12 protein-coding genes are annotated in these 13,498 nt (G+C 72.6%); 2 read left to right on the top strand and 10 right to left on the bottom strand.

The window, feature by feature from the left end; translation table 11 throughout:
- Positions 1-405: 405 nt before the first annotated feature.
- The 3 genes from rlmN to BIU98_RS02590 all read right to left on the bottom strand — a co-directional run bounded on the left by rlmN (position 406) and on the right by BIU98_RS02590 (position 3,788).
- Complete coding sequence (gene rlmN / locus BIU98_RS02600) at positions 406-1,650, bottom strand: 23S rRNA (adenine(2503)-C(2))-methyltransferase RlmN (protein WP_071270975.1); 1,245 nt, start codon at positions 1,648-1,650, stop codon at positions 406-408.
- A gap of 100 nt (positions 1,651-1,750) precedes the next feature.
- Positions 1,751-2,719 carry a C40 family peptidase gene (locus BIU98_RS18360; RefSeq protein WP_083392902.1) on the bottom strand — a complete coding sequence of 323 codons (969 nt, stop codon included), beginning with the start codon at positions 2,717-2,719 and terminating at the stop codon, positions 1,751-1,753.
- A 172-nt stretch (positions 2,720-2,891) separates the two neighbouring features.
- On the bottom strand, positions 2,892-3,788 hold the full coding sequence (locus BIU98_RS02590; RefSeq protein ID WP_071270972.1) for an AraC family transcriptional regulator: 897 nt from the start codon (positions 3,786-3,788) through the stop codon (positions 2,892-2,894).
- Positions 3,789-3,911: 123 nt separating this feature from the next.
- On the opposite strand from BIU98_RS02590, the gene BIU98_RS02585 reads away from it, so the two are divergent.
- Positions 3,912-4,709, top strand: coding sequence for an SDR family NAD(P)-dependent oxidoreductase (locus tag BIU98_RS02585; RefSeq protein WP_071270969.1), 798 nt, complete (start codon positions 3,912-3,914; stop codon positions 4,707-4,709).
- A 4-nt stretch (positions 4,710-4,713) separates the two neighbouring features.
- Here BIU98_RS02585 and BIU98_RS02580 read toward each other — a convergent pair whose 3' ends face one another.
- Positions 4,714-5,472: an SDR family NAD(P)-dependent oxidoreductase gene (locus BIU98_RS02580; RefSeq protein ID WP_071270966.1), complete on the bottom strand. Its 759-nt coding sequence runs from the start codon at positions 5,470-5,472 to the stop codon at positions 4,714-4,716.
- A gap of 125 nt (positions 5,473-5,597) precedes the next feature.
- Between BIU98_RS02580 and BIU98_RS02575 the strand changes: the two genes are divergently transcribed.
- Entirely contained in the window at positions 5,598-7,157 is a 1,560-nt protein-coding gene (locus BIU98_RS02575) for a hypothetical protein (protein WP_071270963.1), read from the top strand.
- Here the strand turns inward: BIU98_RS02575 and BIU98_RS02570 are convergent.
- From BIU98_RS02570 to BIU98_RS02545, 6 genes are all read right to left on the bottom strand, one after another.
- A complete protein-coding gene (locus tag BIU98_RS02570) occupies positions 7,147-8,061 on the bottom strand; it encodes a phosphogluconate dehydrogenase C-terminal domain-containing protein (protein WP_071270960.1) in 915 nt (304 codons plus the stop codon). The genes BIU98_RS02575 and BIU98_RS02570 overlap by 11 nt on opposite strands.
- Positions 8,058-8,903: a sugar phosphate isomerase/epimerase gene (locus BIU98_RS02565; protein ID WP_139200525.1), complete on the bottom strand. Its 846-nt coding sequence runs from the start codon at positions 8,901-8,903 to the stop codon at positions 8,058-8,060. Before BIU98_RS02565 ends, BIU98_RS02570 begins: the two co-directional genes overlap by 4 nt.
- The gene (locus BIU98_RS02560) at positions 8,900-9,772 is read right to left on the bottom strand and encodes a triose-phosphate isomerase family protein (RefSeq protein ID WP_071270957.1); all 873 of its coding nucleotides are present in this window, start codon (positions 9,770-9,772) and stop codon (positions 8,900-8,902) included. Before BIU98_RS02560 ends, BIU98_RS02565 begins: the two co-directional genes overlap by 4 nt.
- Positions 9,769-10,251, bottom strand: a complete 483-nt coding sequence (locus BIU98_RS02555; RefSeq protein WP_071270954.1) for a ribose-5-phosphate isomerase — start codon at positions 10,249-10,251, stop codon at positions 9,769-9,771. The genes BIU98_RS02560 and BIU98_RS02555 overlap by 4 nt, the downstream gene beginning before the upstream one ends.
- Before the next feature lie 103 nt (positions 10,252-10,354).
- Positions 10,355-12,076, bottom strand: coding sequence for a dihydroxyacetone kinase family protein (locus tag BIU98_RS02550; RefSeq protein ID WP_071270951.1), 1,722 nt, complete (start codon positions 12,074-12,076; stop codon positions 10,355-10,357).
- Positions 12,073-13,461, bottom strand: a complete 1,389-nt coding sequence (locus BIU98_RS02545) for an MFS transporter (RefSeq protein ID WP_071270948.1) — start codon at positions 13,459-13,461, stop codon at positions 12,073-12,075. Before BIU98_RS02545 ends, BIU98_RS02550 begins: the two co-directional genes overlap by 4 nt.
- Positions 13,462-13,498 lie beyond the last annotated feature (37 nt).

Below are 13,498 nucleotides of genomic sequence, written 5' to 3'. Positions count from 1 at the left end.
GTTCTCAAGGACCAGACGCACTCCCCGCTCGACCCGTGAAGGATTCCGCCAGAGAGGCATTCGTTCTTGGTTGTGACCACCGGTGAAGAACACCGGCGATGGTTGCCTGACCGGGACCCCGTCCGGACTGCGTCTCAGGGTGTTCACCCTGTGACCGTCTCGGCCGTTCCGTTCTCCGCATCAGCGGCAACGAGTGATTACTTTACACACGGCCCCAGGGCCCCGCCAACCGTCGTCGCACCCGGGCGTGTCGCGTGCCGGTGAACGCCGGGCGGACCCCGCATGACCGGCGGAGATCCGGGCGACGAACACCGGACGCGACCCCGGGAACGACGGGAGGCACGGTGCCGATGAGCACCGTGCCTCCTGAGACGAGCGCCGAGGACGACCCTCGGCGCCAGCCAACTACTCCGCCGCGGCCAACTGCCCGCAGGCGCCGTCGATCTCCTTGCCGCGGGTGTCGCGGAGGGTCGTCGGGATGCCGGCGGCGTTGAGTCGGCGGACGAACTCGTCCTGCACGTGGACCTCGGACGACGTCCACACGGAGCCGGGGGTCGGGTTGAGCGGGATCGGGTTCACGTGCACCCAGCCCTTGCCGCGCTTGTTGAGCTTCTCCGCCAGCAGGTCCGCACGCCAGGCGTGGTCGTTCATGTCCTTGATGAGGGCGTACTCGATCGACACCCGCCGGCCGGTCTTGACGTAGTAGTTGTGGGCGGCGTCGATGGCCTCGTCGGCCTTCCACTTCGAGTTCACCGGGATGAGCTCGTCGCGGAGTTCGTCGTCGGGCGCGTGCAGGGAGAGCGCGAAGGTGACCGGGATGCCCTCGTCCGCGAGCTTGAGCATCGCGGGCACCAGCCCCACGGTCGACACGGTGATGCCACGGGCACTCATCCCGAGCCCGTTCGGCTGGGGAGCGACCATCAACCGGACGGCGTCCATCACGCGCTTGTAGTTGGCGAGCGGCTCCCCCATCCCCATGAAGACGATGTTCGTCACGCGCTCGGCGTCGACGCGGTCCTGTCCGCCCTTGCGCGGGTCACCCCCGAGCTCCCCCGCGGCGATGGCGGCGTTGGCCCGGACGATCTGCTCGATGATCTCCGCCGTCGACATGTTCCGCGTGAGTCCGGCCTGGCCCGTGGCGCAGAACGGGCAGTTCATGCCGCACCCGGCCTGCGACGAGACACACAGCGTGATCCGGCCGGGGTAGCGCATGAGTACCGACTCGACCAGGGCTCCGTCGTGCAGCTTCCAGAGGAACTTGATCGTGTCGCCCTTGTCCGTCGCCAGCCGTCGGGTCTCGGTGAGCAGCGGCGGGAGCATGCCCTGCACGAGCTGCTCGCGGTGGGCCGCCGGCAGGTCGGTCATCTTCGCCGGGTCGGACGTGTAGTGCGTGAAGTAGTGGGTCGCGAGCTGCTTGGCCCGGAACTTCGGCAGGCCGAGGGCCACGACGGCGGCCTCGCGTTCCTCGGTCGTCATGTCGGCGAGGTGCACCGGCGGCTTGCCCCGCTTCGGCGACGCGAACTGCAGCAGTGGTCGGCCGTCGGTGTCGGTCGCCTGCTTCCAGCCCTCGGTGCGAGGGCGCACCTGCGGTCGGGCGGAGCGGGCTGCTGCGCTCTGCTCCTCGAAGGGGGTGCGGATCTCGGTGGCCATCACTCCAGCTTACGGGAGGCTCGGCCCCACTCGGCAGTGCGGCCGTCGGCCCGGTGGACCCGCGGCTCCAGGGCACGCCGGGTGCGCCCGACGCGGGGCGTCAGGAACCGGCGGGCAGGAGTCGGGCGAAGTGGTGCGCAGCCGAGTACATCGGGACGATGTCCACGACCTCGCCGGGGTGCGGGGCCTGCAGCACGAGGCCGTCGCCGAGGTACAGCCCGACGTGGTCCTCGTTGTCGTAGACGACCATGTCGCCCGGCTTGGCCTCGGACGCGGGGATGGTCGTCGCGGCGGCGTCCTGCGTGGGGACGTAGTGCGCGAGCGGGATGCCGACGGCCTGGTACGCCACCATCGTCAGCCCGGAGCAGTCGATGCCGGCGTGGCTCGCACCGCCCTCGACGTACGGGTCGCCCATGTACGCCAGTGCCGTCTGCAGCACGGTGGCCCGGTCACCGCCGGGCGACAGCGCTGCGGAGAGCGCGGCCTGCGCCTGGGCGGTGGTGACGCCGAACCGGAGCACGAGCGTGGGGTACGACACGACCGAGGTCGTCGTCATGCCGTCCGAGGAGATGATCGGGACCTCGACGTCGTGGGCGACCGTGAAGGTCTGCAGGTGCTCGGACGCCGTCGTCGCGGGCACCGGAGGCGCGTCGGGCGTCGCGGCGTTCGCGGGGATCGACAACGACAGGGTCGAGGTGATCGCCAGGGCCGGAGCGAGCAGGAGCGCGGCACGCTTGGCGTTGGCAGCGCGGCGGACGTGCCGCGGGTCGACGGCCCGCTCGGCACGGAGCGCAGCGTTCCGCGAGACGGCGGCGGCAGCTGACGACCCGGCCGCGGACGGTGCCACCACGAAGGGGCGTGCGGCGCGGGTCGGCGCGAGGGCGACCACGCGGGCCGGCTGCTCGTGCTCGACGAAGGTGGTGCGGGCGACCGCGGGTCCGGCGGCGGCACGACGGCCACGGGCGCGGGCTGCGGATGCGGGTGCGGTGACGCTGGCGGTGGAGCTGGGGACGGTGGTGGATGCGGGTCGACGGTCGTCGTCACCTGCTGGCAGTGCGTGGCGTCCCATGGTTCCTTCCGGGTCAGAACCGCCCGTCTCGTGCGGCGACTCGGGAAGATAACGTATTGGTCACGAACCTGATCCCGGCTGGGGAACGGCGGGGAGTTCCTGCGGCCCGTCACAGACTCGCCCCGGGCTGACGGTGTCCTGCCAGGCCGGGGTGAGCCTCCTGTCCGTCGGGTCAGGCCGGGACGAGCGCGAAGTGGGTGCGCGCGACGGCCGCGTCCTCGGCCGGTGGGCGCCCGTAGGCGGCGCGGTAGTCCCGCGAGAAGTGCGAGGCGCTGCGGTAGCCGACGGCGGACGCAGCCTGGGCCGCGGTGTCGCCGTGGACGACCATCCGGCGCTTGGCCTCCCCCAGGCGGAGCCGCTTGAGGTACTGCATGGGCGACATCCCCGTGGCGCTCCGGAAGCGCGCGTAGAGCGTGGACTCGCTCGTGCGGACGGCATCGGCCAGCGTGGCCATCGACCACGGCTCGGCGGTCCGCTCCGTGAGCAGGCGGGTGGCGGCGACGACGACCTCGGCCTCGCCGGTGCCGATCGCGGCGAGGATGCGCGGCGCCTGGTCGGTCTGCAGGAGCCGGAGCACGACCTCCCGGCTGAGCAGGGGTGCGAGGACGGGGACGTCCTCGGGCGTGTCCATGAGGGCGACGAGCCGGGCGAAGGCGTCGGCCAGTCCGGGTGTCCAGGTGCCGAGCCGCCCGGGCTCCTGGTCGGACGGGGTCGCGCGGGCCATCGCGCCGGCGACCTCGGCCACGACGGACGCGTCGAGCTGCCAGACGGCGGACACGAAGCCGACCTCGGGCACGGTCTCGACGACCCCGGCGATGACGGGCAGGTCGACGGGCGTGATGATGAAGTGCTCGCGGCCCCAGACCTGGTCGTCGTCCCCCACGACCGAGCGCTTGCGCCCGGCGAGCACCACCGAGAGCGACGGCGTGTAGCGCTGGTAGCCGAGCGGCGTGGTGTCGTGCACGCGGGAGACCACGAGGCCGAGCTCCGGCACCGTGCGGCGGTCCTCGACACGGCGGAGCGCGGTCGCGAGGGCGCGGTCGAGGGGGTCGCTGGTGCGGTCGTCCATGTGCTCATCCAACCCCGCCCGGCCGTGGGCGGCGGCGACCACTCCGGGCTCGTGCGGGATCGGGCAAGGACCTCGCGGATCCGGGCAACCCGACGGGCCGGTACCACCCGGAGGCTGGACGGCATGCAGACCAACGACGCAGTCCTCGATTCCCTCCCCCGTGACGACCGGCTCGCCGGCCGCACCGCCCTCGTGACCGGCGCGACCAGCGGCATCGGCGAGGCGATCGCCCGGGTCCTGGCGGCCTCCGGTGCCCGGGTCGCCGTGTCCGGTCGCAGTGCCGAGCGCGCCCAGCGGGTGGTGGACGCCATCACCGCGCAGGGCGGCGACGCGGTCGCCGTCCGTGCCGACCTGTCCGACGAGCCCGACGCCGTCCGTGACCTCGCCGCCAGGGCGACCGAGGCGCTCGGCGGGCGGGTCGACGTGCTCGTGAACAACGCCGGCGTCTACCCCGGAGGCCCCACCGCGACCGTCTCCGACGCGGCGATGCAGGAGCTCTGGGCGACGAACCTCCGGGCGCCGCACGTGCTCGTCGGGGAGCTCGCCCCGGCGATGGCCGCGCGGGGCTCCGGCGTCGTCGTGAACATCGGGTCGTGGATGGCCCGCGTCGGGGTGCCCTTCATGGCGCTCTACCCGGCGACGAAGGCCGCCGTCGAGCAGCTGACCCGGGCGTGGACGGCCGAGTTCGGGCCGAGCGGGGTGCGGGTCAGCACGGTGGCGCCGGGTGCGACGGCGACGCCGGGGAACGCGGACTCCGCCGACGTGCTGGCGGCGATGACGGCCGGGACCCCCGCCGGGGTGCCCGTGCGGCCGGTCGACATCGCGTTCGCGGTGCGGTGGCTCGCCTCGGACGAGGCCGTGTTCGTGCACGGCGGCACCATCGACGTGGACGGCGGGGTGGCGTCGACCCGGATGAGCTGACCGGCTACAGGCTCGTCATGCCGCCGTCGACACGGAACTCGGCGCCGGTCGCGAAGGACGACTCGTCACTGGCCAGGTAGACCATGATCCCGGTCACGTCGTCCGGCGTCCCCGCGCGGCCGAGCGGCGTGCGCGCGACGATGGCCGCCCGCGCCGCCGGGTCGGTCGCGATCGTCGACACCAGGCCGGTCTCGGTGTACCCGGGGACCACGGTGTTCACCCGGATGCCGTCGGGCGCGTACGCCATGGCCGTCGAGCGGACGAGCGCGTGGATGCCGCCCTTCGTCGACGAGTACGCCGCGAAGGTCGAGCCCTCCCCGTTCAAGCCCGTCGGGCTGCCCGTGCAGACGATCGAGCCGCCGCCGCGGGGCCGCATCGCCCGCACGGCGTGCTTGAGCGTCAGGAACGTGCCCGTCAGGTTGACGGCGAGCGTGCGTTCCCAGGCCTCGAGCGACACGTCGGCCACGGCGGCGTCCTGGCCGAAGAGCTGCACACCAGCGTTCGCGACCACGACGTCCGGCACGAGGCCGTCGTCCGCGAGCGACGCGAACCCGTCGGCGACCGAGGGCTCGGACGCGATGTCCATCGTCAGCGGGACGGCGAGGGCACCGGCCGCCCCGGCCGCCGTCGTCGCCGCGTCGGTGTTCCGGTCGGCGTAGACCACACGGGCGCCCTCGGCGACGAAGCGGTCGGCGATCGCCCGCCCGATCCCCGATCCCGCGCCCGTCACGAGCGCCACCTTGCCGTCGAGTCGCCCGGTCATCGCATCTGCCCCGTCCCGCGGGGCGCCGTCGCCCCGTCCGTCCGCTCAGCGTACCGATCGGCGCGGAATGGTCAACCGGTTCGCAGGTACTGGCGGTGGAGCGCGGGACGGGGTTGACTGACGCCGTGATCGACGACGACGCACGCGCGGACGCCTGGCCGGACGCCACCCCCGACGAGGACGTCACGGTCGGCCCGTGGCGCCTTCGGCTGCGCGGGACCGAGGTCGCGGACCTCACCCACGACGGCACGCCGGTGCTGCGCGCCGTGCGGTTCGTCACGCGGGACCACGACTGGCGGACCGCCGAGGACACCCTGGTCACGCGGACCGTCGAACGGACGAGCACGGGCGTGGACGTGCGGATCGGTGCGCGGAGCGGGTTCGACGGCGATGACGCGCTCGAGTACACGCTCGCGGTGCGGATCGAGGGCGACGTCCTGCGGGTGGACGGGTCCGCGACGACGCTCCGCCCGTTCCGCCGCAACCGCATCGGGCTCGTCGCGCTGCACCCCGCCGGGCTCGCGGGGGTGCCCCTGGTCGTCGAGCACCCCGACGGTCGGCCGTCCGTCACGGCGTACCCGCGCTGGATCGCCCCGCACCAGCCCGCCGTCGACGTGGTCGGGTACCGCTGGACCGCCGGGACGATCGCGGTCGCGATGACCCTGACCGGGGACGTCTTCGAGATGGAGGACCAGCGGAACTGGTCCGACGCGTCCTTCAAGACCTACTCGACACCCCTCGCGGAGCCGTTCCCGGTCGCGCTCGCGCCCGGTGCGTCCGTCCGGCAGGCCCTCACCCTGCGCTGCGCGCACGTGCGGACGGGAGGCACGGTGACGGTCCTCTCGGACGTCCCGCCCGTCGACGACCCGGCGATGGACCCCGTGTCCGGTCCCGCCCCGGTGCTCCAGCTGCTCGCGTCGTCGGCTCCGGCAGCGCTGCGCCCGGCGGAGGACGAGCTGCGACCGGGCGTGCCGATCCTGGTCGAACCGGTCGTCGGGGCACCGAACGCCGCCGCGGTGCTCGCGTCGGCCCGCCGCGACGCCGTCCACGCCCCGCTCGACGTCCGGTTCGTGACCGACGACCCGGTGGCACTGCGCGCCGCGATCGACGACGTGCTCGGCAGCGGCGCGGTGGTCCGCGTCGGGGCGTTCGACCCGCGCACCCACGTGACGACGCCGTCCCTGCAGCAGGCGCTGCGGGAAGCGGCCCGGGCGGACGGCGGCCTCGAGGTCGTCGCCGGCACCCGCGCGCACTTCACCGAACTGAACCGGGCGATCGAGCTCCTCCGCGACTGGGACGGCCCCCTGACCTTCAGCGTGACGCCGCAGATGCACGACCGGTCCCGTGCCCAGGTGACCGAGGCGGTGCGGATGCTGCGCTGGGTGGCGATGAGTGCCTCCAGGCTGGCCGCAGGCCGACCGCTCCACGTCGGACCGGTGACCCTGCGTCCCCGGTTCAACGCCGTCGCCACCTCGACGCCGGTCCCGGTGACCCGCGCCGACGTGGAGGACGGTCACGGGCCCCAGTTCGTGCCGGACGCGACGGACCCGGAGCAGCACTCCCCCGCTGCGGACGCCTGGTTCCGCCGCGCTGTGCACGCACTGCAGGCCCCGGGCCTCGTGAGCATCACGCTCGACGAGGCCTGGGGCCCGCGGGGGTCGACCGGGCGGTCGCTCAGCGCTTGATCGCGTCGATCTTCAGCATCTTGGCGATCACGCTGTCGAGCTCGCTGTCGTCGAAGACCTGCTTCCAGTCCTCCTTGATGAGCTTCTCGCGGCCGTAGCCCATCGCGATGTGGCAGGCGTCGGAGAACGGGTTCGAGCCGCGGAGGCCGTTCGTCAGCGCGATCCAGGTGTGGCCGTAGAGCATGGCGCGGGCGGCCTCGCGGGGCACGCCGACGCCGTTGACGGTCTCCTCGAGGGCGTCGTGGAGGAAGTCGCCGATCATGCAGGCGATGGTCTCGACGAGGGTCGGCTCGAGCACGGCGAGCTGCTTGACGGTGACCCAGTGCACCTGGATGACGGGCGCGTACATGGTCGTGATGACGGCCTCGGCGATGGCCTGGGCGCTGCCGTCGGCGTCACCGAGCGACTCGGAGGCGTCGAAGGCCGCGATGACCTCCTGCGGGGCGGCGATGCCACCGAAGGTGTCGTCCCACTCCTCCTTGCTGGTCCGCTCGAGGAACACGGACGGGTGGCACGGGTGCGCGACGGCGTAGTGGACGTCCTCGCGCTTGGCGAGGAGGCCCGCGTAGGCCGCGGCGGGGTCGAGCGTCAGGATCGTGGCACCGGCGCGCATCTCGGGGACGAGCTGCTCCGAGACGGTGCCGAGCAGGACGTCCGGCACGGCGAGGATGACGACGTCGGCGACCTTGGCGGCCTCGATGCTGTCGGTCAGTTCGCGGCCGAGGTCCTTGATGCGCTCCTGGCCGGCGGGCGAGGCCTCGCTGTAGCGCGTCGTGTACTCGCTCTTGGCGAAGTTGTTCGAGACGCGGGTGCCCATCTTGCCGCCGGCGCCGATCACGGCGACGGTGACGTCGGCGGTGCCCGAGCCGGCTGCGGTGGTGTGGCTGATGGCGGTGTCGGTCATGATTCCCTGCTCCTGGTGTACTCGATGGTGTGTTCGGTCCACGCCGCCTCGATGCGGGTGGTGGTCTGTGCGGGTGTCTCGTCGGGCTCCGGCTCGGCAGCGACGGTGTCGTCCTGCCACGGGAGCCAGAACTCGATGACACGGTTGACGCCCCGGGTGTCCGGGTCGATCGCGTCCCGGATGGCGACGTGGTCGATGCGACCGGTGCCGATCGGCACGCCGGTGTACTGGAAGCCGACCCAGCCCGGGGTGCGGGTGAAGTCGGCGTCCTTCACGTGCCAGTTCACGACGTACGGGGCGGTCGACGCGACGACGTCCGCCGGGTGCTCGAGGGCAGCCACGGTGTTCGCCGGGTCGAGGCAGATCCCGAGGTGGTCGGAGCCGATCCGGGCGACGACGTCGACGAGGTCCGCGGTGGGCACGACCTCGTAGGTCTCGAGGGCGAGCGTGACGCCGGCGGCCTCGTACGCGGGCAGGGCCTGGCGGAGTCGCCGTTCGGTCTCGACCGCGTCGGGACGGTCGTCGCCGCTCGTCCACATCGACCGGACGAGCGTCGCGCCGAGCTGCTCGGCGACGTGCAGGTACCGGGCGAGGTGCTCCGGCGCCGTGCCGCGGGTGCCGACCTCGAGCACGAGGCCGAGGTCGTCGGCCAGGGTCCTCAGCTCGGCCAGCCGCTCGTCCGACGCGGTGTCGAGCGGCAGGTGGTCGCAGATCTGGAACAGGTCGACGCCGTCGTGCGCGGCCGCGTCACGGAGGACGTCCTCGAGGGACATCGGCGCGGGGACGCGGTCGGACATCCGCCAGAAGTAGGCGTACGTCGAGAGTCCGAGGAGGGAGGTCACGCGTCGGCCCCCAGCTGCTCGGCCTCGTCGAGGATCGTCCGGATCGCGGCGGGGTCGTGGGCGAAGCGGCCGAGGAACAACCCGCCGATGCGGCCCCGGCCCCGCGTCAGCAGGCCGGGACCGGCGCTGCCGCCGTAGATGACGACGCTGCCGGCGAGCTCCGGTCGGGTGGCGAGGTGGGCCTCGATGCCGGCGAGCACCGCGACGATGTGATCGTCGGGCGCGGGCTCGGGTGCGCCGATGGCCCAGACCGGCTCGTAGGCCACGATGATGGGACCGGCGATGCCGTCCGCCACCGCGGTGGCCACGAAGCGGTCGAGCTGGGCGGTCACCTCCCTGATCGCGTCGGTCACCTCTTCCGGGTTGGGCCCACGCGAGCCGGTACCGGCGCGCTGCGGAGCTTGCGGAGCAGCGTGACGGCCGAGCTCGTGGGGAGAGGCTCGGGTCGACTCGCCGACGCAGATGAGCGGCCGCAGGTGGTTGCGGAAGGCGGCGTGCACCTTCCCGGCGACGTCCTGGTCCGACTCGTGGAACAGGGAGCGTCGTTCGGCGTGCGCGATCTCGACGAGGTCGACGCCGATCTCCGCGAGCTCACGGCCGGAGACCTCGCCGGTGAAGGCGCCCTCGTCCGCCCACGCCAGGTCCTGCGCGCCGAGGAGCACGCGGGAGCCCTCGAGCGCTGCCCGCACCGGGACGAGCGACGGGAAGGTCGGGATGACGAACAGCTCGACGGTGCCGTCGGTCACGACCGGGTGCGTGCGGGCGATGTCGGCCACGGCCTCGGCCCACGCGATCGTGCGGGCGTGGCCGAAGTACATCTTCAGGGACACCCCGATCGTCAGTCGGGGCGTCGCCGTGGCCCGGGTCATGCGTCGGTCCCGACCGGGGCGCTGCCGTCGTACTCGCAGATGGCGTTGACCTTCTCGGCGCTGGCGCTGCTCTGGTCGAAGGTGTAGCCGAGCCACTCCTTCGCCATCCGCCGTGCGACCTCGACCCCGACGACCCGCTGGCCCATGCAGAGGACCTGGGCGTCGTTCGACAGGACCGAGCGCTCGACACTGAAGGAGTCGTGCGCGGTGACGGCACGGATGCCGGGGACCTTGTTCGCGGCGATCGCGACGCCGAGTCCGGTGCCGCAGATGAGGATCGCGCGGTCGGCCTCGCCGTTCGCGACCAGGCGGGCGGCGTCGACGGCGACGTGCGGGTAGGCGGTGTGGCCGTCCGCGTCGACGCCGACGTCCACGACGCTGGCGACGCGCGGGTCGGCCTCGAGGTCACGCTTGATGACCTCCTTGTAGTCGAAGCCGGCGTCGTCGGAGCCGACGACCAGACGGAACTGCTCGCTCATGGGGGTGCCTCTCGTGTGGTGCTGGTGCTGGTGCTGGTGCTGGTACTGGTGCGCGTGGTGGTGGTGGTGGTGCTGGTGCTGCGGGCTGCGGGCTGCGTCGTGGTCAGGCCGGGACGTCGAGCGTCCGGAGGACTGCCGCGGTGATGAGCGCGAACGACACGGCACCCGCGTCGGGGGTGCCGACCGCGTCCTCGCCGTGCGTCCGGGCCCGACCCATGCGGGGCAGGAGCGCCGCAGTGGCGTCGGCGGCGCGCTGGGCCGCGTCGGACGCCGCGGTCCACGCCGTGACCAGGTCGTCGCCCGCGGTGACCCGCTCGGCGAACGTGTCGTCGAAGGGGACGAGGGCGTCGACCATGGTCTTGTCGCCGACGACCGCGCCGAAGGCGAGGACCGCGTCGGTCGCGGCATGCACCGCGCGCTGGACGGTGGACGGGTCGGGCCGGTCGGTGTCGCCGAGGACGCGACCGAGCGCCTCCAGGGCGGCACCCCAGATCGCGCCGGAGGTGCCACCGGCCTTGTCGGACCAGGCGTCCCCCGCGATCGCGAGGACGCTGCCGGCACCGGCACCGCGGTCGGCGGCGTCCCGAGCGGCCGCGTCGGCGGCGGTCGAGCCGCGCTGCATGCCGATGCCGTGGTCCCCGTCACCGGCGACGGCGTCGATGCGACCGAGTTCGTCGGCGTGCGCGTCGATCGTGGTGCGGATCGCGGCGACGGCGTCGGCGACGATCCGGGCGGAGGCCTGCGAGTCCGGGGTGCCGGGGGTGACCGGCGCGGCGACGTGGGCGGTGAGGACGTGCTCGGGCAGGCGCTCCTGCGGGACCGCGCCGCCCTTCCGGTACGCGGGCGTGTCGGCCGGCGCTGCCCAGAGCTCTTCGAGTTCCGCGTCCGGCCAGAACAGCGTCAGGGAGACCCCGGCCATGTCGAAGCTCGTGACGAGTTCGCCGACCTCGGGCTCGACGACCACGGCTCCCGCGTCCGTGAGCAGGCGCTGGACGGTGGCGTAGACGACGAACAGTTCCTCGTACTTCACACTCCCCAGGCCGTTCAGGATCGGGACGACGTGGGCGCCGTCCGCCGTGACGCCGTCGGGGAGCTCGGTGAGGAGGCGCTCCACGAGGAGCCGGGCCAGGTCGGCAGCGGACGGGACGTCGGCTTCGTCGATGCCGCGTTCGCCGTGGATGCCCATCCCGATCGCCATGCGGCCCTCCGGGACCGTGAACAGGGGCTCGTCGGCACCGGGCAGGGAGCAGCCGGAGAACGCGACCCCGAAGGACCGGGTGCGGTCGTTGGCCCTGGTGGCGATCTCGGTGACCTCGTCCAGGGTCATGCCCTGTTCCGCGGCGGCACCGGCGACCTTGAACACGCAGAGGTCCCCCGCGATGCCGCGACGCTTGTGCGCCTCAGCGGCCGGGGCGGACGCGATGTCGTCGGTGACGCGGACCGTGCGGACGTCGATGCCCTCGGCGCGCAGGGCGCGCTCGGCGGCGTCGAAGTTCAGCACGTCGCCGGCGTAGTTGCCGTAGGACAGCAGCACCCCGCCGCCGTGCTCGGAGGCCTTCGCGACCGCGGTCACCTGCTGCGCGGACGGGCTGGCGAAGAGGTTCCCCATCGCCGCTCCGGCCGCGAGCCCGTGGCCCACGAGCCCGCCGAACGCCGGGTAGTGGCCGGAGCCGCCGCCGATGACGAGGGCGACCGTGCCGTCCGGACTCGCCGTGGACCGGGCGACCCCGCCGTGGACGCGCCGGACGCGGGACTGGTTCGCCGCGACGAAGCCGTCCACCATCTCGTCGGCGAAGTCCGCCGGGTCGTTGAACAGCCGGGTCATGCGCCTGCCTCCGTGGTGACCGCGCGGTCGGCGTCGGTGGTGGTCGGGGCGGTGCCGGTCTCGCCGCGGTGCTGGCGGGACACGACGACCATGAGGATGCTCGAGAGCACCATGAAGAAGCCGACGATGAACATCGGGACCTGGTAGCCACCGGTCCACTCGCTGACGATGCCCGTGATGTACGGGGCAGCGAAGCCGCCGAGGTTGCCGATCGTGTTGATGAGCGCGACGCCCGCTGCTGCTGCGGCCCCGGTGAGGAACTGCGTCGGCATGGTCCAGAAGTTCGGCAGGGCGGCGAAGATCGCGCAGGCCGTGACCGCGATGACGGCGACGGTGGCTGCCGGCGAGTTCATGAACAGCGCCACCGGGATGCTCAGGCCACCGACGAGGGCGGGGAGCGCGATGTGCCAGACCTTCACGCCGCGGCGGAAGGCGTCACGCGACCAGAAGTACAGGACGACTGCGGCGGGGACGTACGGGATCGCCGTGATGAGGCCCTTCTGGAACAGGTCGAACGAGGTGCCGAACTGCTCCTGGAAGCCGTCGATGATCGTCGGGAGGAAGAAGCTCAGCGCGTAGAGGCCGTAGATGAAGCCGAAGTAGACGAACGCGAGCATCCAGACGCGGCCGTTGCCGAACGCGGAGCGCAGGGCGCCCTTGCCGTGGCCGTCGTTCTTGCCCTGGGCCTCCTTCGCGAGCGCGGTCTCCAGCCAGACCTTCTCGTCCTCGTCGAGCCACTTGGCCTGGGACGGCTTGTCCTTGAGGACGAAGAGGCACAGGACGCCGACGATGATCGCCGGGATCGAGACGCAGAGGAACATGAAGCGCCAGCCGGCGAGGCCGCCGAGGAGTCCCTCGTGGGTCATCAGCCACCCTGCGAGCGGGGACCCGATGACGCTGGTGAGCGGCTGCGCCAGGTAGAACAGCGCGAGCATCTTGCCGCGGTGGCGTGCCGGGACCCAGGTGGAGAGGAACAGGATCGCGCCCGGGAAGAACCCCGCCTCGGCGATGCCGAGCAGGAAGCGCAGCCCGACCAGCTGCGGGTAGTTCTGCACCCACGTGAAGAGCAGCGAGACGATGCCCCACGTGATCATGATGCGGGCGAGCCAGATCCGGGCGCCGAACTTGTGCAGCGCGAGGTTCGACGGGACCTCGAGCACGAGGTAGCCGATGAAGAAGACCCCGGACGCGAAGCCGAACTGCGCGGCGGTCAGGCCGAGGTCGGCCTCCATGCCGTTCGGGGCCGCGAAGGAGATCGCGGTGCGGTCGAGGAAGTTGATGAAGAACATCAGCGCCACGAACGGCACGATGCGGATGGCGATCTTCCGGATGGTCGTCTTCTCGACGACCGAGGTCGGGATGCCTCGGGTGGCGGGGATGTCCACAGTGACTCCTGCTGGGGGAACGACGTTGGTCGGGGTT

This window comes from Curtobacterium sp. MMLR14_010, from assembly GCF_001865015.1.
Lineage (GTDB): Bacteria > Actinomycetota > Actinomycetes > Actinomycetales > Microbacteriaceae > Curtobacterium.
This window is presented reverse-complemented; position numbering and strand designations above follow the sequence as displayed.